The 19,002-nt window shown below is 44.1% G+C and carries 19 protein-coding genes and 1 pseudogene; 6 read left to right on the top strand and 14 right to left on the bottom strand.

Annotated elements, in window-relative coordinates; genetic code table 11:
- The first annotated feature begins 95 nt into the window (after nt 1-95).
- From CKK19_RS04300 to CKK19_RS04280, 5 genes are read left to right on the top strand one after another with little or no spacing between them, the layout of a single operon-like run.
- Nucleotides 96-824, top strand: coding sequence for a hypothetical protein (locus tag CKK19_RS04300; RefSeq protein WP_100098101.1), 729 nt, complete (start codon nt 96-98; stop codon nt 822-824).
- The gene (locus CKK19_RS04295) at nt 824-1,435 is read left to right on the top strand and encodes a TIR domain-containing protein (RefSeq protein ID WP_100098102.1); all 612 of its coding nucleotides are present in this window, start codon (nt 824-826) and stop codon (nt 1,433-1,435) included. The genes CKK19_RS04300 and CKK19_RS04295 overlap by 1 nt, the downstream gene beginning before the upstream one ends.
- A 41-nt stretch (nt 1,436-1,476) precedes the next feature.
- Nucleotides 1,477-1,989: a TIR domain-containing protein gene (locus tag CKK19_RS04290; protein WP_072040168.1), complete on the top strand. Its 513-nt coding sequence runs from the start codon at nt 1,477-1,479 to the stop codon at nt 1,987-1,989.
- Between the two features lies 1 nt (nt 1,990).
- Nucleotides 1,991-3,184 (top strand): toll/interleukin-1 receptor domain-containing protein, encoded by a 1,194-nt coding sequence (locus tag CKK19_RS04285; RefSeq protein ID WP_225455032.1) that lies wholly within the window; start codon nt 1,991-1,993, stop codon nt 3,182-3,184.
- On the top strand, nt 3,181-3,999 hold the full coding sequence (locus CKK19_RS04280) for a hypothetical protein (RefSeq protein ID WP_100098103.1): 819 nt from the start codon (nt 3,181-3,183) through the stop codon (nt 3,997-3,999). Before CKK19_RS04285 ends, CKK19_RS04280 begins: the two co-directional genes overlap by 4 nt.
- Before the next feature lie 151 nt (nt 4,000-4,150).
- On the opposite strand, the gene CKK19_RS04275 is transcribed toward CKK19_RS04280, so the two are convergent.
- From CKK19_RS04275 to CKK19_RS04245, 7 genes and pseudogenes are all read right to left on the bottom strand, one after another.
- Nucleotides 4,151-5,035 carry a restriction endonuclease gene (locus CKK19_RS04275; protein WP_022065025.1) on the bottom strand — a complete coding sequence of 295 codons (885 nt, stop codon included), beginning with the start codon at nt 5,033-5,035 and terminating at the stop codon, nt 4,151-4,153.
- Nucleotides 5,036-5,051: 16 nt separating this feature from the next.
- Nucleotides 5,052-5,195: pseudogene (locus CKK19_RS04270) on the bottom strand (IS30 family transposase); the annotation flags it as partial.
- A gap of 428 nt (nt 5,196-5,623) precedes the next feature.
- Nucleotides 5,624-6,286: a hypothetical protein gene (locus tag CKK19_RS04265; RefSeq protein WP_022065024.1), complete on the bottom strand. Its 663-nt coding sequence runs from the start codon at nt 6,284-6,286 to the stop codon at nt 5,624-5,626.
- The gene (locus tag CKK19_RS04260) at nt 6,280-6,771 is read right to left on the bottom strand and encodes a TIR domain-containing protein (protein WP_100098105.1); all 492 of its coding nucleotides are present in this window, start codon (nt 6,769-6,771) and stop codon (nt 6,280-6,282) included. The genes CKK19_RS04265 and CKK19_RS04260 overlap by 7 nt, the downstream gene beginning before the upstream one ends.
- Before the next feature lie 21 nt (nt 6,772-6,792).
- On the bottom strand, nt 6,793-7,824 hold the full coding sequence (locus tag CKK19_RS04255; protein WP_100098106.1) for a nucleotide kinase domain-containing protein: 1,032 nt from the start codon (nt 7,822-7,824) through the stop codon (nt 6,793-6,795).
- Nucleotides 7,814-8,371 (bottom strand): adenylate kinase, encoded by a 558-nt coding sequence (locus CKK19_RS04250; protein WP_100098107.1) that lies wholly within the window; start codon nt 8,369-8,371, stop codon nt 7,814-7,816. The genes CKK19_RS04255 and CKK19_RS04250 overlap by 11 nt, the downstream gene beginning before the upstream one ends.
- Complete coding sequence (locus CKK19_RS04245) at nt 8,368-9,453, bottom strand: thymidylate synthase (protein WP_225455031.1); 1,086 nt, start codon at nt 9,451-9,453, stop codon at nt 8,368-8,370. Before CKK19_RS04245 ends, CKK19_RS04250 begins: the two co-directional genes overlap by 4 nt.
- A 918-nt stretch (nt 9,454-10,371) precedes the next feature.
- On the opposite strand from CKK19_RS04245, the gene CKK19_RS04240 reads away from it, so the two are divergent.
- Nucleotides 10,372-11,319 (top strand): ArdC family protein, encoded by a 948-nt coding sequence (locus CKK19_RS04240; protein ID WP_135711151.1) that lies wholly within the window; start codon nt 10,372-10,374, stop codon nt 11,317-11,319.
- A 192-nt stretch (nt 11,320-11,511) separates the two neighbouring features.
- Here CKK19_RS04240 and mobC read toward each other — a convergent pair whose 3' ends face one another.
- The 7 genes from mobC to CKK19_RS04205 all read right to left on the bottom strand — a co-directional run.
- Nucleotides 11,512-12,258: a MobC family replication-relaxation protein gene (gene mobC, locus CKK19_RS04235; protein ID WP_224396675.1), complete on the bottom strand. Its 747-nt coding sequence runs from the start codon at nt 12,256-12,258 to the stop codon at nt 11,512-11,514.
- A gap of 9 nt (nt 12,259-12,267) precedes the next feature.
- On the bottom strand, nt 12,268-14,127 hold the full coding sequence (locus CKK19_RS04230; protein WP_224396677.1) for a type IV secretory system conjugative DNA transfer family protein: 1,860 nt from the start codon (nt 14,125-14,127) through the stop codon (nt 12,268-12,270).
- A 699-nt stretch (nt 14,128-14,826) separates the two neighbouring features.
- The gene (locus CKK19_RS04225; RefSeq protein WP_003036360.1) at nt 14,827-15,129 is read right to left on the bottom strand and encodes a TrbM/KikA/MpfK family conjugal transfer protein; all 303 of its coding nucleotides are present in this window, start codon (nt 15,127-15,129) and stop codon (nt 14,827-14,829) included.
- Nucleotides 15,130-15,189: 60 nt separating this feature from the next.
- A complete protein-coding gene (gene virB11, locus CKK19_RS04220) occupies nt 15,190-16,209 on the bottom strand; it encodes a P-type DNA transfer ATPase VirB11 (protein WP_003036362.1) in 1,020 nt (339 codons plus the stop codon).
- Nucleotides 16,199-17,503: a VirB10/TraB/TrbI family type IV secretion system protein gene (gene virB10, locus CKK19_RS04215; protein ID WP_063945085.1), complete on the bottom strand. Its 1,305-nt coding sequence runs from the start codon at nt 17,501-17,503 to the stop codon at nt 16,199-16,201. The genes virB11 and virB10 overlap by 11 nt, the downstream gene beginning before the upstream one ends.
- Nucleotides 17,500-18,390: a P-type conjugative transfer protein VirB9 gene (virB9, locus tag CKK19_RS04210; protein WP_003036368.1), complete on the bottom strand. Its 891-nt coding sequence runs from the start codon at nt 18,388-18,390 to the stop codon at nt 17,500-17,502. Before virB9 ends, virB10 begins: the two co-directional genes overlap by 4 nt.
- Nucleotides 18,387-19,002, bottom strand: a 616-nt coding sequence (locus CKK19_RS04205) for a virB8 family protein (RefSeq protein ID WP_225455030.1), incomplete at its 5' end; no start/stop codon positions are given. The genes virB9 and CKK19_RS04205, both read right to left, overlap by 4 nt.

The following is a 19,002-nucleotide window of genomic DNA, read 5'->3' as shown; positions in this document are numbered from 1 at the left end:
TATGTGGCTTTAACTCATTGATAATAGTGAATAATATTTTTTCAGTATGTTGATGAAAATGCAACTTGATTGAAATTTTTCATAAGGATTCGCTTATGGTTAGGGGATTGTTACTACTTGGAATTATTTTAATAGCAATTATTTTAATGGGGTGCTTCTCTTTTTTACCGGCCTCACAATGGTGGTTTATCAAAAATATCATATCAAATTTTGATTTTGTAAAAGCGCTCCTTTCAATTCTAATATTATCATTGATTACTATATTTTTGTTTTTCGGTATTTTAGAGAGAAAATATTCATTAAAGTTAGAAAAATTAACTTTCGGCGGGTTAAATATTTTATTTGATAGTTCTGACTTGCTATATAAAAGATCTGTTCGCAATTTCCTTGATACTAAAAGAAGTGTGTTCAAAATTGATCCACATTCTGACTCATTTGAGGAGGTTTTTAACTCTTTATATGATATCTATAATTTCATTCGTGTTGAAATAAGAGTGCTGGATGTTAAGCGGAAAAGAGATATGGAGTTGTATCGTATATCTAATAAAATGCTAAAAAAACTGAATCAATTGCTTACCAAACATCAGAATAATTACAGGCGTTGGCATAAGTACATCTCAACAAACGATATTGTATTGACGAGGGATAAGGATTCTAACGGTGAAAATGTTTCTTTAATTTATCATTTAACACCAATTGGAATAATCCAGACTCATTACTATCATTTCAGCCAATTGATGGCTGATTTTGAATGCATTAATAAATTTTTCTGTGAGGAAGTTAGTGTTATTTTTAACATCGATATTGCTAAGTGGGAGGAGTAATGCATAAAACTTTTCTGAGTTATCATCATGCAAACGAACAAGATTTGAAGGACGGAATCATTGAAGCATTTGGTGGTGCGTCATTTATTGACAAGTCCGTAAGTGACGGGGATATCAGCAGTAATGTCAGTGAAGATTACATTATGCGGAAAATTCGGGAGGACTATCTTGGTGACTCTACCGTAACAGTAGTACTCACAGGTACAGAAACTGCCAACAGACCTTTCATTAACTCAGAAGTTCAAGCATCTTTATGGGGGGCGAATCCTGCTGGATTAATCGGTGTAATTAGAGATGAAATATATTCGAGCGTATTTAGCTCTGGTGTATGTAGTGATGTTTTTTGCAATTGCGGCATTGGAATTAGAACCATTGATTGGGGTTATGAACATTATCTCCCTTGGTTAATTAAAAAAAATCATAGCTTTTCAAAAGTCGTCCCTCACTATGAGGATATGGATGTTTATTGCTCACTAGTTAAGTATTCAGATTTTATAGGGAATAGTGAATTTTATATTAACCAGGCATTTGATAAAAGAAATGTTATGGAACCAGCAGCAAAGAAAAATCCCGCGGATGTTCCTGCTATAAGAACTAATATACTATGGTGATTAGATTTTTTTTACGCTAAGATAAATTTAAGGGATCAGATATGTATAATAGCGAAATAATTAAAAGAAAGGTTTTTTTAAGTTACCACCATGATGGTGATCAATATTACTATAATGAATTCTCAAAAAAATTTCATGATGAATATGAGGCTGTAACGGATAATTCCCTTGATCGTCGAGTTGATAGTGAGGATATTGACTATGTCATGCGACGTATTCGTGAGTATTATATCACAGGGACTTCATGTTCTATTGTCTTGGTCGGTAATGAATCATGGGGGAGGAAATATATTGACTGGGAAATTAAAGCGACGCTTGATAAACAACATGGACTTATTGGTGTCCAGTTACCAACATTGTTATCAAATTCTTCTGGACGAGTGAATGTGCCCGCTCGACTCAGTGATAATATTGATTCTGGATATGCACTGTGGGTAAGTTGGGCTAATTTTACAGCTAACATTTCGTCGTGTAGGGGATATATCGAACAAGCCAATTGCCGTAGTAATACTCTGATAAGAAATACTCGTGAACGCCGCTTAAGGAATGCATAATATGCTTGAGACGAATTTAGCAAAACCATTTCTTGTTGTTTATATCATTTGGCACCCGGATTTCGCCGGTGGTGCTGGACTGGCTGAAATATTGCGGGGACACTTTCGTCGGGAACTCTATCAGAACGTTGCTGGAGGAACCGGTTTAAGTGTTATTTTTCGTTCTGAGCCTCTACCTGAAACGGGGAAGCCGTTGCCGATCAATTTTTCAGAATCAGAGACCACCGCAGTCCTTATACTTGCAGAATCATGTATGGCAAATGATCCTGAATGGGGGACTTACCTTCGGGAGCTATCCACGCAGTCGGAAATAGCTGGACTGGGTACACATCTTTTCCCCATTGCTATTGAAGGAGAAGGATTAAATCTTGGACTGGAAGAGCAGGCATTGCGCTGGGACCAATGGATACAGGATGGGAGTAACAATACTGCAAATCTTCATATACGATTGATTAGTGAGCTTACATACGAATTTTGCAGGATGCTGCGCCATTACCTGGAACATCTGAAACAACCAGAAAAAGATGAAGATGATTTGCTTAATTATCTCAAGAAAGTTCAGATATTCCTTAGCCATTCTAAACATGATGAAGATGGAGAGCGGATTGCTCGTTTGATACGTGAGCAATTACATAGTGGACATGGGTTAAGTTCATTCTTTGATGTCCATGATATCCCTGCTGGGCTTCGGTTTCATCAGGTGCTATTGAAACAGCTGGCGCAAAGCGCAGTTGTTGCCATACATACCGACTCTTATTCCTCGCGTGAATGGTGTCGCAGAGAGATTATAGAAGCTAAACGTAATAGTGTACCTTTAGTTGTTGCCAACTGTATTAGCGAATTGGATGAAAGGGGATTTCCTTATATGGGAAATGTCCCCATAGTGAGAATGGATCCCCAGCAGGCTGAACGAATTAATATCATTATTGCACGCCTGCTTGATGAGGTTCTGAAAGATTTTCTGTGGCGTTGTCGTATACAATTGGTTAATACTAAACAAAGTGCAGTGCAGTTTGTTCCACGTGCGCCGGAGTTAATTTCACTTGCTGGTTTAAAGTTCCCCGGTATTGGGCAACCTACAATTGTATATCCTGACCCACCCTTAAGTTCGGAAGAAGAGCGATTATTTGAAGAAGTTAAATCCGGTATCAGGCTTAGAAGTTTTACCGAATGGCTGGCAGAGGGAACATCATGACTTATCGTGAAATGCTTAGTCAGCATATTATTGCAATATCTACATCAGATAGCCCAGATATGCCTGTATTGGGGTTAAGTAAACAGCATTTATATGACGCGATGACAGAAATTGCGCGTCATTTATTAGCCTTGGGAGCCCGGATTGTTTATGGCGGAGATCTACGTGCTAATGGTTTTACTGAACTGTTATTTGAGTTAGTAGCACGCCATAGAAGAGATGCCGATGAGGGGGATGAACGTTCCAGTATATTGAACTATCTTGCATGGCCGGTGCATATGCAAAAAGATGCCAGTGACTTGGAAAGGCTCAGTGCGGACCTGAAAGGAATGGCAAGACTTGTTTTGTTCAATCGGGATGGCGAGCCGTTGCCAATGGCAGAACGAGCCCATTACATAGCAACTATTCCTTCTAATGAAGATTGGGAAATAGGTTTGACAGCAATGCGACATGCTATGTTACAAGACACACATGCCCGTATTATTCTTGGCGGGCAGGTTGATAAGTATAAGGGGGCAATGCCCGGTATAGCAGAAGAGGCTGTATTATCAATTCGTGCTAAACAACCCCTTTTTATTATGGGAGGCTTTGGTGGATGTGCAAAAGATATCACGGAGTCTCTGAATATTGTGGCATCTGACGGAATGCAGCAACGCAACTGGAGAGGGCGGGAAGAATTTGCCGGTTTTTCTTACAAGGATCTGAACAATGGACTTACTGAGTTGGAAAATGTTGTGCTAGCACAGACTCCTCATGTAGATCAGGCTATCGCTATGATTTTGAGAGGGCTTTTTCGATTAGTAAAACGTGGCTGAAAAAAATCTATCGTCCATTTTATGTATCAGCTTAGAATTAATTCGGAACTCTAATGGCGCAGAGCTAAATCTAATCTTACAGACAGTTCTGTGCCGAGAGCGGACGTGTCTATCAGAACGGCTTGCACTATTGTTCGGATATATCAAACCCTCAATTAATCTTCCGACTTTTTCTGTAGTCTTCTGCCATTTTTTTTTGTGCAATCAAGATTTTTCTTTCCTTTTCAGGAAAGAAACTATAATCTAAAAAGTTATCAATTCTTTCTTTAGTGCAAATTCTAATGATGTCAGGTGTGTAATATTCATATATAGGATCGAAATCTCCGTTGACCTTCATCATTATTTCAGCATCTAGTATTCTACGATCTAACTCATTCAAACTTAAATTCAACCAATGCATTAACTCATGAAAACTGTTAATTGGATCTATTTGTTTCCCTGTGTAGTGAGAAACATCAAATGGATAGGTAATCTCTTCATCGATAATTAAGTCGGTAACAATAATGAGAATTACAGCGCATGAAAGGATTTCTCTATCATCAAACATTTCATATCTAAGTTCATATTTTATCCTTGTTTTCTTTGTATGCCCCCAGTATCTAGTGCTAGTTAAAATAGCACGATTCAAAAAAGATTTTAATATATTAGATTGCACAAGATGGTTTGTTTTTTTCTTAAATTCGTCAAGTGTATACAAACTTATATTTGTATGCTTTGTGGCTTCTATTGCACCTGATTGAAAACCTTTTTTTGAAATGATGAAACCTCTATCGGCACCGGTATTTTGAAGCACTGTAAAAAAAGCATGAACAATTTCTTTTGTGACATTACTATTCCAATACTTAGCCTCTACGAACCATTTGAAATCAGTCCCAAGATATTTGGATTCCACTACCACATCTATATTCGAAATTCCTCTTACACCTTCTACTGTAACATTCGTCTTAGCGTTGGCACCTAAATTTTTAAAATGTTCACAAATCTCTTCTTGGAAATTATACCAATCTGTATCGATATTTTTCTTATGGTTGCTCATTTAAACTTCCTCTTAATGTCTGGTGCATAGTGGGCATGATAGAAGAATGATATCTGTCGAATATTCTGGCGATGTCATACAAGGAATCATCATGCTTATATCTGTCCCAGATAATCGCTTTCTGTTCTGGCTTGTAGTTAATAGACGTTCTTCGTTTCATGGTAACACCCCCCTTGATTAAGGATGGCATTGCATCGATACGTTGAACTCACAGCTCAAAACTGACGATCAGATTTGATTGTACGCTGCCAGAGAAAACAGTCAGTTCAATTTTGAGCTAATAAATTTTATATCTAACAATTTGTTAAATCAGGCAGGTATCACTTACATAAATAAACCGTTTCTCTTACTGATGTATACACCACACTCAATCGAATGTCTTTTTACTGGGCATAACGGTGGAAGCTTTGGGTTTTATTTTGTTTAGAATATTTAATGATGTCTGAGGTACTATTTAACGCCTATCTAAAGAATATAACAGCAAGCTATTTCATGAGTTTTTGTCTAGACTTCCTCCGGGAGAGTAACCGCGATGGTTGAAAAAAATGATAGACTAAAAATATATGGAACACAAAATATGTGCACCTATCAATAAAGTTCTCCAGTTCGCTGATCTACACGTTTATAGAAATCAGAAAAATTGCATGGGTCAGATATAACTGAATTTTTATCACTTCTAAAATCAAATTCAATTCTTTTTATAAGGTTAATGGCTGGTATTGTAGAATTTAAAGGAATCTTTTTATAGTTTCTAATTCTATGATATTCAAGAGAGTCTAAGTCTACTTCAATCGCTTTATTACCGAAATAATAAAAATGATCAGAAATCAACACGTTATTAGAACTAGTATCTCGTTCAAGATTTGTCATGTTAAATGAACCATCAGGATTGCTATGATGAGAATCTTCTTGTATCCATTCATTTTTTTCATTTTGATGGTAGATGTTATCGCCCAGAATTTGTACATGACTACCATTTCTAGCAGGCTTTTTGATAGAAAACCTGGTATCCTCCCAATAAGCATTGAAACTAATTTTTTCTGAAACTTTCATTAATAGGATACATTTTTTTTTAGCTGATTTTAAATTAGCTCCACCAACTCCGAGTATCCAATCACCCACTTTAGCAGACTTTCTAATTCCAGGTTTGCATGTTGCCAAGGTACAACTTCCATGAAATGGATTGGGTGCAAAACCAAAGTCTCTCGTTATTGCATAGACATAAAGGTGAGAGTTAGGCTCAATTAGCATACGACATTCCCACCTTGAACTTTATCACGATCCGTACCATCAGGTTTTTCAAATGAAGTTTTACCTTCTAGTGCGTTGATAATGGCGTCACTTCTCCAGGCCACTATAGAGGTTGCATACTTTTCGAGATTCTCTGGTAATTTTACATCGCCTTTTAAACCATTTTCATATACACCTATGATTGGTTTTCCAAGTTGATGAGCTACTTGAATTTCCCAGTTTACCCAAGGTCTGGTATGCGTTTCTTTCCCGATAACAACTATAACTTGACTAGCCCACCTCATTTTCATTCTAAGTAAACGTGCAATCGTTCTATCACTAAGTTTTTTTTCCTCAACTCGTCGCTGGTTTTCAGGTTTCATTCTGATAGAACTATTACGTAAATGATAACCTTTTGCTGCAGCTAAACGAGAAATCCCATCAACACTAGCGTCATCTTTATGATGATGGCTAACAAAAACATTTTTCTTAATTTCTTTAACCATTTTAAAATCCTTTGTAATTTGCTAATTATAAAATAATTCTATATTATTACTTTGATAATGATACTTTTGTTTCGGTCTTTTATTGTTAAATTTAGTTCGGCATCTTTTATCTATCTCGCATGCACCACTATTTTCCATATCCATTAAGGTGTAAACTCTTTCTTCTTTAGGCAGGAAATGGAATATTTCATCCATGTTCCAGTGTTCATTATATTTTTCTGCGATGTTGTTTTGGTTAATAGTGAACCAGAACAAACACTCTTCGCTATTCATTCCATCTCTATTAGAAAAAATCCAATTAATTCCTCTTTCACAACCAGGGCCTGAAATAACAAAATTCAACTCTGTAAACGGAAAATTGGCTAAGTATGTCAGATCTATGAAAATTTGATATGCTAGAAAATCCCCAATCCCTGAAAATGATTTTAAATTTTCAAAAACTTCAAGCTGATTTCTTGATGATTTTACACCATTAACGATTTTATCTTGGTTATAATAAACAAATTTGATCATTCTAATTACCATGTCATTTTCCGTTGTGCCCTCTATATTTTCTAAGTATTTCCCGAAATTAAACTTCGGACCTCCTAAAATATAGGCTGCACTAAAAAATACATAGCCTGGTTTTTTTATGGATATATTGAGAGTCTTCTCCCTGATTTTTTCATTAATATCACGAATCGTCATATTTGTGAAATCAAAGGGCGCATCAATCTCATTGAATGTATCGCTTTTATTTACCACTCTAAATAGAAATGAATTGAGTATTTTATTATCATAACTCAATTTATCATTGTTTGTTATATTTGTTAATAACCACTTGGTTTCTTTGTCCCATGTTCTTTTAGTATTTACAAATTTATAGTTTCTCAATATCTTGTCTTCTGTCCAATATGGCGGAAGGTTAAGTATCTCTTTCTTGTAATATATAGAGGTTCTCTCTCGTTGATGATAAAACCATTCTCTGATAACAGCTTCATTTAAGATGGGTTTAGCGGTTTTAATTTTCATTTCTCTGACATTACAAAAAAGTTGATCGTTTTTACTGTTCACTAAATAATACCCTTTCGAAAAAGTTTTTAAAACTATCAATTCCGTTCACACTATTGTTAAAATGATAGTCTGATTTTGTTTTGTTCTCATTTACATACTTGTCAATTTCGTATCTTTTATAATTATTATTTTCCCGTTCTATATGAACTATTGTGAATTGATTGTTCTTACACCATGCGAATTCTTCATTTGATCTTATGTCAGTAATTATTATGTTTTTATTCGTCCCTTCATTTTCCTCTAAAACTTTCAACTCTTCTGATAGCATTCTAATAAATATTTTTTCTTCAATTTCCCTTAGTTTGTCTAAGCTCAGCCATATATCTCTTGGTGAATGGTTGATAAAGTCGCCTGTAGGTAAGGCTATATTGAGTGATAACGTTTTCTTTTCAGGGCTATAATCCTTTTCCATCCAAGGGTAAATATGATTGGCCAATTTTTTGAGTTGATCGCTAAATGATAATCTAACAAATTCATAGTTGGATATTAGATAATTAGCAAGAAAATCTTTTCCACTACCCGATATTCCCATGAATGCAATTCTCATAGGCGCTCCTTATTAGAATTATTGAAGTGATTGGAAGTTACGCTTAGATTGAAATCATCGCTTAACTTAGCTGTTAACACTATTGGTTGTTTAAACCTTTCCTGAAAAATATATAATAAAGCTGCTTCTGCATATCCCCAGAGTAAATTTCTTTCAGTTTCTACAAAATGTTCAATAAATATTTTTTTTAGTTTTTCAGTTTCCTTCTCTATTGTGTCTATTTTATATGCATTTTCTGTTATTATTCTTTCAAGGAATAAGACTATATCACAGAATAATGATTTTATATTTGGTAGTGATGGAGGAAATGATATTTCATCATCGTTTATCAAATCTGTCATTTGTTCTTCTTTTCTTTTGTGTATTTCATTGGCTTGTTCTATTCTATCATCATATATATGAAGATTGGTTACTGAATGATGTAAGTATCCTAGTTTAATCTCGCTATCAACTTCCCTCTGTAACATTGAAAGTACTATCTCTTGAAGTAAACTAAACTCGAAAATGTTTATATTGCTTACTCCAAATATTAGATCGCCACTTCTTTGGACTATTTTAATATTTAAATTTTTGTCAGGAGTGATAAAAAAATGAATTAAGTTATTACAAGGTATATCGACACTATGTTCTATGTTGTATAACTTTATGAGGCTTTTACTTGTATCTCTGTCAGGCATGTATAGGCTAATGACCGCTCTTCTTGTAAATATTCCTTCGTTTTTGAATTGTTGCACGACATTTTCAAGTTGCCCGTGAGCGTATAGTCTTTCTCCATAAGCTGCTCGCCAAGTGACACCATCATCTGAGTATTTAGGCGCTCTTGGTAAAAAAAAAGTTAGATATGGTTTAATTCGGTTATCGCCTGCAAATACCCATATAGCTTCAGCAAATGTGGAGAATATGTTGTTTTTTCGACCCGCTAAACTTAAATGTCTTGATCTAGGGTTTCGCAAGATCATACTAACATCATAAATAGTTATAGCATCCCCATTCCTTGTCGAAACACGAACTCCTTCATTAAGCACTTTTTCCAAGAGTTTCATTATTACATCGTTAATAGTTTCTCCGTAAATGACGTGCATAAACAAAACCTCATGCTATTAAAAATATTTTTCTAGTTGATATAGTTTATTGGACCTAATCCAGAATTTGGTCCAGCCATAGTCTGGACTAACCGGATAGCACGTATCAATCTCTTGCTGCTAAGAACAGGCTCGAACGTGATAGCCAATTGGCTTCCAATGTAGAAAGTGAGACCTCGACCCACGCTACCGCCCTCAGTTGCCTAGGCACTGCACTTGTATGAATATTTACAAATGTTACTCATGTTATGGATTTGGTCAATCTGGCAATCAGATAATTACGAAACTTTAGACTTATTACTTAAGTGGGGGGGGCGAGTCGCTAGCTAGTAAGACCGCCTCTTATATGTACTAGAAGCACAACTGACGATGTTGGTTACTACCAAAACCATAGTCACACCTGCGTAGCAAGCTGGGGCCGCTCGCTACGCCCGGGTGCCCCGGTTACGGCGCTGTGGCCTGTTTCAAGAAATCTCTAATCCCGGGTCCGGGTGGTGTTAGATAGACTCTATGCTGCGTTCAATACGTAGACAGCCCAGAACAGGTAGTGATTGATGCCGGAACGAGACAATTTAACAACAAACCGCCCCCAGTTAGCAGGACCGTCTCGTCCGGCAGGAAAGCATGCTAACACCTACATGAAGTTCCTGTCAGTGCCAGTCTCCGGCTCAACATCACCAAATCTGCTTTTCACCACTGCGGAGTAAGGGGTGCTACGCCCGGCTATGCAGGGGCAATTTTTTCTCCTGTGTGCTTTGCGTTCCCCGTATTCGCTTCCGGTTAATCGTTTCCCAACACAACCCGTCCCGCAAGGGTAAATGGCACGCATTCTGCGCCCTTGCAGGACAGAACGATGCCGGGAAAGCGAACCGTCAGGCGATACGAAGACGAAAATCACACACTGACGGAGAAAAAACCATGACGAATTCCCTGCATACCTCCCTGACAAGAGCCCCTAACGCCGCAGCGGCGACCAGCGTATCCCCGCTGGACCCGTCAGGCTCCTCAAAAACGAAATTGTCTAAAACCAGAACGGATATTTATCAGACCGTCACCGACAGCATCATTGCTGCACTTGAAGCGGGTGTTAAACCGTGGTCCTGCCCGTGGCAGCGTGTACCGGGTATGTCTGGTCTGCCATCCAATTACGCTACCGGCGTAGCCTACAGCGGCATGAATATCATGTTGCTGTGGTGCAGTGCGTCAAAACAGGGTTTCAGCGATTCCCGCTGGATGACCTACAAACAGTCGCAGGCAGCAGGCGGACAGGTTCGCAAAGGTGAGCACGGTACAACTGCCATTTTCTACACCACGCTGGAGAAGGAAAACGACGCCGGAGACACTGAGCATATCCCGATGCTGAAAACCTTTACTGTGTTTAACGTCGAACAAATTGATGGTCTCTCACTGACGGCAGAAACTGTTGCCCCGGAAGTGACGTTTGACCCGTTGCCGCAGGCTGAGAACCTGTTATGGAAGAGTGGCGCAAACATCATCGAGAAAGGACAAAACGCCTTTTTCCAACCCTCAACTGATGAAGTATGGCTACCGGAGCGCCATCTGTTTTCAGATGCAGCTAATTTCTATGCTACTGGCCTGCATGAGCTGGTTCACTGGAGTGGGGGTAAAAAACGCCTGAACCGTGAAATGAAAGGGAAGTTTGGCAGTGCAGATTATGCGAAGGAGGAATTAGTGGCGGAGCTGGGAAGTGCCTTTCTGATGGCGGATTTGGGGATTGATGGCGAGGTACAACATGAAAGCTACATCGCTTCCTGGCTGAAAGCGCTGAAAAACGACAAGCGCTATATTTTCAAAGCGGCCAGCGCAGCCTCTAAAGCGCATTGTTATCTGATGAATAAACTCTGAGGCCGGAGCCGGATAACCGCAAGGGAATGTGGTTACATGGTTTTTACCGGCAACGCTGCAAGGCACAGACTGAGGCGGAACGCAGCACAGCGAGTACCGAACAGTCTGCGCCTCGCAGTGCAATAAAAAACTTCCGGCCTGGCGGTATCGCCGCCAGGCCGGTGAGGCCATCATGATGGCCTGAGTAAAAGCTTACGTATAGCTGCCTAATGACAGGTGTTTCAGTTCATCAAAGGTATAAATGCGAAACACCCGACGGTGGCGTTCTTCCAGCGGGACGTGCTGATGGTTGATGATGACATGCCTGATGCTGTCAAACAACAGTTCAAGCGCACGCTTCTTCTGTGGATCGGGCACAACATAAAAAACGTAAATCCAGTTCTTGCGGGTACGGGCCAGCAGGTGACTGGCAATTATCGACTGATAACGGGCCCGGGTTTTCTGGCGGCGCTCGGTTTCAATGGCAATAACGTTTCCGTCAGGCAGGGTTAATAACCCGTCCGGGCGATGTTTCACCTGATACTGGCTGATAAAGGTGGCCCGGTCGCCGTTAATCCATCCCGAAGCGCCTTTCTTCTCCAGAATAAGCCTGGCGGCCTGATTATCAAGATGGTGCTCCAGCGTCCAGCCGGTGATTTTTGATGGTTCAAACCGAGCAGGAAAGATTTTATCATTCGGGGTTAACACCACCGCCAGCCCGTCGCTGGTGATCCCCCATAATGAAATCTTCATTGTTCGTGATTCAAGCATATGCTTCTGTATTAACCCCATTCGCTCTGTTTTTGCCAGCAGTGAATAAAGCGACTTATGATCCCGGAAACCAAATAACAGCATCAGCGTTTTAAAATCGCTGTAGGTCTCTTCTTTCAGGAAATTTAGCAGTTGTTTGATTTTTTCGTTGTTACGCGTCTGGCGCTCGTGATATGACGAAATCAGCATAACCGCTCCTTAAAAATCCAGCGGGGAGAAGTGTTCTTCATCATCAGATTGGGGCTTTGCCGGTTTTACTTCGCTTATGTCGAAGAAAAGATCCGGATGCGATGTCGTCACCTCCGGTGCGGAAGGTTTATCATCGTCGCCAAAATCCAGCGCGATTTTCACCGGGGCTGCCGCTGCGGCAATATCAGGGGAAACAGAAAAGTTTTTTAACCGACGCTTTCTGACCTTTATCGGTGAAATCAGTGAGGCAGAAGGTAGCGTTTTTGTCGTAAAGATAAAGCTGACAAAATCGGGCAGGTTCAGGATCATATTGCTGTCAATGAAGAAACGTTCGGCCTGGCGGATTGTGCGCTCACTGTCGATCGTTTCCGTCAGCATATTATCCGTTTTCGCTTTACGGAGTTCATCATCCACCAGAATCGTGCCTGACATTCTCGCCACCCATTCCGCCGTATCCGGGTCCATAACCCGGTAAACCAGTTTGAATTTGGCATTTTCTACCACAGCGCCGACAACGGCGTCACCTTTCAAATCTGCCGGGCAGTCTTTTAAATCGGCGATGGACTGGTGGTCCATAATAATGTGTACGCCTTTATCCCGTGCCGCGCCTAAACCTTCCAGCGCTGGCCTGGATAGATGGTATTTCAGTTCGGAAAGATAAACAGCAATAGGGCGGGGGACGTCTGTTACTCGATCGCGCTTTTCTGCCAACTGGTAAAGGCGAACCAGCAGCATGCGCTGGGCTGTAATAATTTTGCTGTTTCGCATGGAGCCGACAACATAACAGCAACCGCCTTCATCAAATATGTGCTTAAGCGAAAAGCCTTCTGGTGAGTTAATGGCATTGAGTAATGCCAGTTCCTCAATCTTCCCAAAGAACGCTTTGATTTTTTCGGCAATACCCTGAACGTAATCACCGTTATAAACATCACGGAGAGTTGCCGATGGGTTATCACTGACAAATTGCGCGGCCATACGCGCGGCTTTCCGGTCATCAATACGATAGAAGTCCGATTCCTGCCCTTTTTCCGCCAGGCTGAAACCGGCAACAAACAATTCGTCCAGTTCATCGGAAGTAATATTTTCAATCAGGTTTAACTGGTATTGCTGTTTTCGCAGGTCAATTAAGGCAAAGGGTTTTCCTGCATCCTCGCAGGCTTTGCGGTAAAGATGCGGTGCCCATTCATCATCCTTGGGGTCCATCACAAATACTCCTTCACCGGTCAGAATGCTTTGATAAAGCAAAATGCCAGCGGCAACCCCTTTACCGGCTCCGGTGGTGCCGATAATATCCGCGTGTTGTTTCTGCCAGTCTTTTAACGGGAGATACATCGGTTCATTCTCCCTGTTCATGCCAGTAAATATGCCTTTATTCAGGTCGATATAATCCAGCGGGTTATAATGCAGAGTTTCCGGCAGAAGGGATTTTACGGTGCGGACATCAGTGCGCAATTCCCGTTCAAGGGTGGTCTTTTTAACAAGGCGTTTCTTTACTCTGTCCAGTTCCGGCGTGAATATCCGGCGAAGCATAATATGAAAAATAATCCCGGTTACAGTGAAAGCAATCCGTACTGACCAGGCCAGTCCTGAATTATCACTGGTGAGTCTGATTTTATACAGCCACTGAAAGGCTCCGATAACTATCGGAGCCAGTGTGCCGGAGAGAAAACACAGCAGGGAAAAAGCCATAATCAGCTTTTTCCAGAGCGGGGCTTTCTGCCGTTCATCGCTTTTCATTGATGCAAAAAACGGCATCGTCAGCCCCGCTAATAATGCCAGCATCAGTTGTTGCTGTTGCACAAAAGCGAGCAGCGCCAGCATCCCGTTCACTATCGGCGACAATGAAGCGGCAAGCTTATTTAAAATCATCGTGCCTCCTTCGTCAGTGATTCGCCCCATGACATCGCCCCATCAGTTCGCCCCACGGGGTCGGGCGAAAAGGCGGGGCGAACGTCTGGGACGAAGAAGGTGGCCGCTGTGCGGCCATGTGCAGGAAAGCATGCTTCCCCGCACGAAACGGCGTGCGCCAGTTCATGCGGGCTGGACGCCCTTATGATATGTCGCATGGGGGTAATGTCGTGGCTGGACGCCGCGCCAAAACCCCCGGGGTCAAAAGCGGCACACCGTCGCCCGCTACGCGCGACCACCCTCTTTAAGACGGTCGCTTTCGCCTTTTTCTTCCCTTTGCTCGTTCCTCGCAGCGGGAATAAAAGGGAAGCTGACCTTTAAAGAGGGTGGTCGCGCCACGCTACCGGCTTTGGGCCGGAGACTTAGCTGCGACGGTGTGCGGGGCTGCGCCCCCCGGGTAAACCGCTGTCGTGGGCGACAGCTTTTCGCTCGCTGGGGCGGCGAAATTTATCCGGCTCCCCCCGGCCTGCAAAATCCGCGTGGGCGCGGCTGTTTGCAGGTGAGGTGCGGTGCCTGAATTATTTTCGCTCCTTAACCCGCGAAAATATTTCTGTCCGCAGCCTCATTTTTACGGCCCCTGTTTCTTCGCTTCTTAATCCGCGAAAAATAGAAGCCGTAAAAACCTGAAAACCGTCATGCTCTGTGCCCGTCTCGCCAGTATTAACCACGAATGCGGCCATATTTACTGATGATCTGACTGATAGCCGCAGGGTCTGCCAAATCACATTCACTTAAAAATGATTGTCTGGCATCGGCCGTATGGTCAGGAAGAAAGCCGTGTTTATTCTTTATCACGATATTAAAGAATGCACGTTCAGCGGAATGACATTCACTGCCGCCGCCATTTCCGGTTGCTTTACCGTACATACATAACACCACCTCGCAGGCATCAGCAGCCAGTACAGATGTTGAACATGATGCAATAACGCAGAACAATAATACGGAGGATATTGCTTTTTTCATTTCAGTTACCATTATGATTAATTAAAGGTTGCGTTTTTTGGCTAATGTTATTTGTCGGGGTTATTTTCTGAATGTCTCTTTCGTGCTGTTTAAATGAACTGGCTTAAAGTAAATATCACTCATCCGGCGCACATCGCCGTGTATATCAATGCTGACGATGACATCAATGCTTTTAAGTACCTTGCGTAACAACACATCAAAAGGAATGTTCCGGCAGTCGGGGTTTTCATAGCAGCGGTCAATGATCCCTTCAATACATTCTGCCGGACAGCCCGCATGCAGGGAGGTGATTAACCCCTCATGCCCGGAGCCGACAATTTTCAGCGCGTCCCACGCTTCCCGCCCACGAATTTCCGCCAGTAATATCCGGTCAGGGTTCATACGATAATTAGCACGGATCAGCCTGCCGGGCGTGACAATAGCATTATCCCCGGCATCCGCCGGGTAAAAAAGATGAACATAATTGCTGTGGTGATAAAAACGGATTTCGGGATTATCCTCAATCGTTACCAGACGGAGATGCAGCGGAATATAATGCAGCAGCGTTTTCATATAGGTGGTTTTGCCGGAGCCGGTTTCACCCACAATAAAAATCGTTTTGCCGTATTCCACCGCCTTTTCCATAAAGTGGGGAATATCCCCGCTGTGATATAACCGGATTAGTGCATTATCCTGACTTTCCGTTTTTTCCTGACCGGCCACGCGCTGATAAAATCCCGCATCAATCCATGACTGATGTGTTTTCTGCTCAAACGAGGGTTTGCGCAGCGTAATGGACACCGTATTACGTTCACAGGCCGGAGGAATAATCGCCTGAATACGTTCGCCAGATCCTAATGTTGCAGAAAGGATGGGTGATGTATCGTCAATATTATCGTCATGCCAGGACGCCAGCGCTCTGGCAAAAGCATGGCACTGACGCAACGTGATGGGGGATGCCTGCTTTTGCCATTTTCCCCGAATTTTTGTATGCAGCTCACCCGGCCGGTTAACAGCAATTTCTGTCAGGCCATCCTGAGCAAGAAAGTCGCCAAACAGCCGGTTTTTCATAAAATCCAGTGACAGGTTTTCAGCGTTCATACCATTTCTTTTTCAGCCGTAGTTGATAAACAGAGGAAAAATCAATATCCGTACCGGTCATGATGCCGATCACATCGCCCTGGTTCAGGTACATCGTGGGCGGGATATTGATGCTGTTTTCCAGCGTCGTTTTCGCCATTTCCGCCGTGGCGGCGCGGGTGTTTTCGGTATAGTCGGTATTGCGGTCTTTACCCGGCGCGGCATCTGATGCCGCTGCCGCCACGTCCTGCACGGTACTGAGCATCAGGGCGTTGCCGAAACGCGCCCAGAAATGGCTGTCGATCCAGCCCGCGATACCCGCCTCACCGAGCGGGCCGGTGGCCTGCGTATCGGTGAGCGGGATTTGCAGGCTGCCGGGCTCCGGCGTGCGCAGCTCCGTCCACAGCACAAACATCCGGCTGCGCCCGTGTTGCAGTGCGCCAGTGCGGTAGACGCCACGGGCGACCGTTCCTGCCGGGATCAGCTTCACGTGGTTACTGGCGCTCCAGACATTCTCACCGATCAGGCAGGAGATATGACCGCCAACATCGGATACGAAGCGCCGCATCATCGAACACGGAATATAACGATCCACCGGGATATAGAGATCGGGATCGAGGCCCAGCCGCCTGACACCAGTGACACTGGCAACGCCCGGATTGTCGTTGTTATTGCTGCCTGCCGGTGCTGTCGTATCCGGGCAGCGCAGACGTCCATCTTCGCCACTGACCAGTACAGACTGACAGGATGTGTACGCCGTGGAGGCTGACGGGCTGCCCGACGTTCCCGCGTTGTTGCGCGATCCGCTTCGGGACGTGCGTGTATCGTCGCCTGACCCTGTACTGTCGCTGTTCAGCCCGTCTGCCAGTGCTGCCGCCTTGTTCAGGGCGGGCGGCCCGGGCGGCAGAGCTGGAGTGGCCGGGGCGCTCTGACTGGCAGGGTCTGTGCTTTCCTGCCTCCCAGGCCCGAACAGGCCAAACGGGTTACTGTCCAGACCCAGATTCTTACGCTCATGCTGCACCGTACCGGAGGAGGGCGGCGCGGTGCCAGATTCTTTCTCATCACCCGTTTTCAGGGCGCTGAGAAGACGATCGCCACCGGATGCCAGCGCGATGACCAGGACCAGACTCAGCAGGCTGACGATCAGCGTGCGGCGACCTGAAGCTTTACGGAAACGGGTCACTTCCGGCTGACCGGGCGGCGTTTTCTGCTCCGGCTCCTGATATGCCATTGCCGCGCGGGCGCGTTCACGGGCTTCCGCTTCCCGTTCTGCGGTGGTTTTTTCCGGTTCGTCCGGGAAAGATTTGTCGGTCATTTTGCCTCCAGCGTAACGGACGGCGAAACGGTGTCACTGTTGGTCAGCGGGATACGCCCGGATCCGTCGTTTTCGATCCCCACCACCGAGGTGCCGTAACGCAGAACCAGTTGCGGCGATGCCGGAACCGCCATCACGGTGTAGTTGCCCTGTTTAATGGTTCGGGGCGTGACCGCCTGCTCCAGGCCGTTCACCACCCGGAAAACGGATGGCAGGGTTTTCGCAGGAGAAAAACCGATATACGCAAAACGACCGTCATCCCAGGTAAAGTCCGGGGCGATGGAGGCTGAGCCAGCTGCCACCCGTTTTGTATAGCGCCAGTTGCGCGGCGTGGTGGCCTGCCCGAATGCCGCCGCTATCCGCTGCCGGTCCAGTGCTTCCTGCTGATGTTGCTGACGGGCGGCGCTGGCGGCGGCAGACTTTTTTCGCAGTTCGTCGGGATAGCGGTAGCGGATAACAAAGGCCTGGGCGGGCGAGTCTTTATCCAGCACGTTCAGTTCCAGGCTGTAATCGCGCTTCGAGGTCACCACGAACAGATTGGTTTTCCAGTCTTTTGCCGTCGGCAGAAACACCTGGCTGACGTTGTTGCCGCTGGCGTCCGTGACCGGCTGGGTAATCGGGTTCGGGCTGACGCCCACCCGGTTGTCGCTTTTCGTCACGGTCCAGCCTTTGGGGAAACCCGCCTGCGCATCGATAACGGTTTCACCGTCATCAAACACCAGCATGGTGACGTAGCCGGGGCGGGTACTGACGACCGTGGCGTTCTGGCTGTTGTACGTGACGTTCTGCATCCGGCTGTCATACGCGCTGCCGCGCGGTGTCGCTGCGCCCCATGCCAGGCATGACACCATTAAGCCAGAGAGGAGCAGGGGATGTTTCAGCATCATTCCCCCCTCAGCTCTTTATCGCGCTGGTAGCTGGTGACGATAAAGCCCAGCGGGTTCACTTCGCGCTGGCTGTCGGTCAGTTGCCGGTGCGGGACGTAGCGGTAAGTGAGGCGGATATTCCACACATCCGTTTTCACGGAATTATCAGCAACACGACGGATTGTGCGCTTAATACGCAGTGTTGCCAGATTATCCGGCCCGGTGGCAGGCGCATGCACATTGGAAATAATGGCGATATAAACGACATATTCCGCCTTATTAAAAATCACGTCCGGTGCCTGGTCGCCGTTAAACCCGTCCAGATAGTCCCGGTTCACGCTGTCGCTGTTAAATAACTGCACGTCGTCATAATCACGCTGGAGGGAGAAATAATTATATCCCTCGCGAAGTCTGACATAGTGTGCTGCCAGTGAATGTGCCAGCGCTTTTTCAGCAGCAATATCCCGCTCCTTCACGCGGGTCATATATTCATAGCGCCCGGTCTGTTTATCCACTGACCATAATTCAGTGTCGGAGGTTTTCAGCGGCAGCAGAATAATAATGGCCGCAATCGCCATTGCGGCCAGAACCAGTCCGGCAGCGGCCACCCGCCATGAAGTGAACCCCATATAT

Origin of the sequence: Enterobacter sp. CCUG 70166, from assembly GCF_020224095.1 — a bacterium.
Classification (GTDB): Bacteria; Pseudomonadota; Gammaproteobacteria; order Enterobacterales; family Enterobacteriaceae; genus Enterobacter; species Enterobacter intestinihominis.
Note: the sequence above shows the minus strand (reverse complement) of the source record. Positions and strands in the feature narration are given on the sequence as shown.

Coding starts and splice junctions, on each gene's coding strand:
- CKK19_RS04300 (WP_100098101.1), top strand. CDS start 96: ATGGTTAGGGGATTGTTACTACTTGGAATTATTTTAATAGCAATTATT.
- CKK19_RS04295 (WP_100098102.1), top strand. CDS start 824: ATGCATAAAACTTTTCTGAGTTATCATCATGCAAACGAACAAGATTTG.
- CKK19_RS04290 (WP_072040168.1), top strand. CDS start 1,477: ATGTATAATAGCGAAATAATTAAAAGAAAGGTTTTTTTAAGTTACCAC.
- CKK19_RS04285 (WP_225455032.1), top strand. CDS start 1,991: ATGCTTGAGACGAATTTAGCAAAACCATTTCTTGTTGTTTATATCATT.
- CKK19_RS04280 (WP_100098103.1), top strand. CDS start 3,181: ATGACTTATCGTGAAATGCTTAGTCAGCATATTATTGCAATATCTACA.
- CKK19_RS04275 (WP_022065025.1), bottom strand. CDS start 5,035: ATGAGCAACCATAAGAAAAATATCGATACAGATTGGTATAATTTCCAA.
- CKK19_RS04265 (WP_022065024.1), bottom strand. CDS start 6,286: ATGCTAATTGAGCCTAACTCTCACCTTTATGTCTATGCAATAACGAGA.
- CKK19_RS04260 (WP_100098105.1), bottom strand. CDS start 6,771: ATGGTTAAAGAAATTAAGAAAAATGTTTTTGTTAGCCATCATCATAAA.
- CKK19_RS04250 (WP_100098107.1), bottom strand. CDS start 8,371: ATGAGAATTGCATTCATGGGAATATCGGGTAGTGGAAAAGATTTTCTT.
- CKK19_RS04245 (WP_225455031.1), bottom strand. CDS start 9,453: ATGCACGTCATTTACGGAGAAACTATTAACGATGTAATAATGAAACTC.
- CKK19_RS04240 (WP_135711151.1), top strand. CDS start 10,372: ATGACGAATTCCCTGCATACCTCCCTGACAAGAGCCCCTAACGCCGCA.
- mobC (WP_224396675.1), bottom strand. CDS start 12,258: ATGCTGATTTCGTCATATCACGAGCGCCAGACGCGTAACAACGAAAAA.
- CKK19_RS04230 (WP_224396677.1), bottom strand. CDS start 14,127: ATGATTTTAAATAAGCTTGCCGCTTCATTGTCGCCGATAGTGAACGGG.
- CKK19_RS04225 (WP_003036360.1), bottom strand. CDS start 15,129: ATGAAAAAAGCAATATCCTCCGTATTATTGTTCTGCGTTATTGCATCA.
- virB11 (WP_003036362.1), bottom strand. CDS start 16,209: ATGAACGCTGAAAACCTGTCACTGGATTTTATGAAAAACCGGCTGTTT.
- virB10 (WP_063945085.1), bottom strand. CDS start 17,503: ATGACCGACAAATCTTTCCCGGACGAACCGGAAAAAACCACCGCAGAA.
- virB9 (WP_003036368.1), bottom strand. CDS start 18,390: ATGATGCTGAAACATCCCCTGCTCCTCTCTGGCTTAATGGTGTCATGC.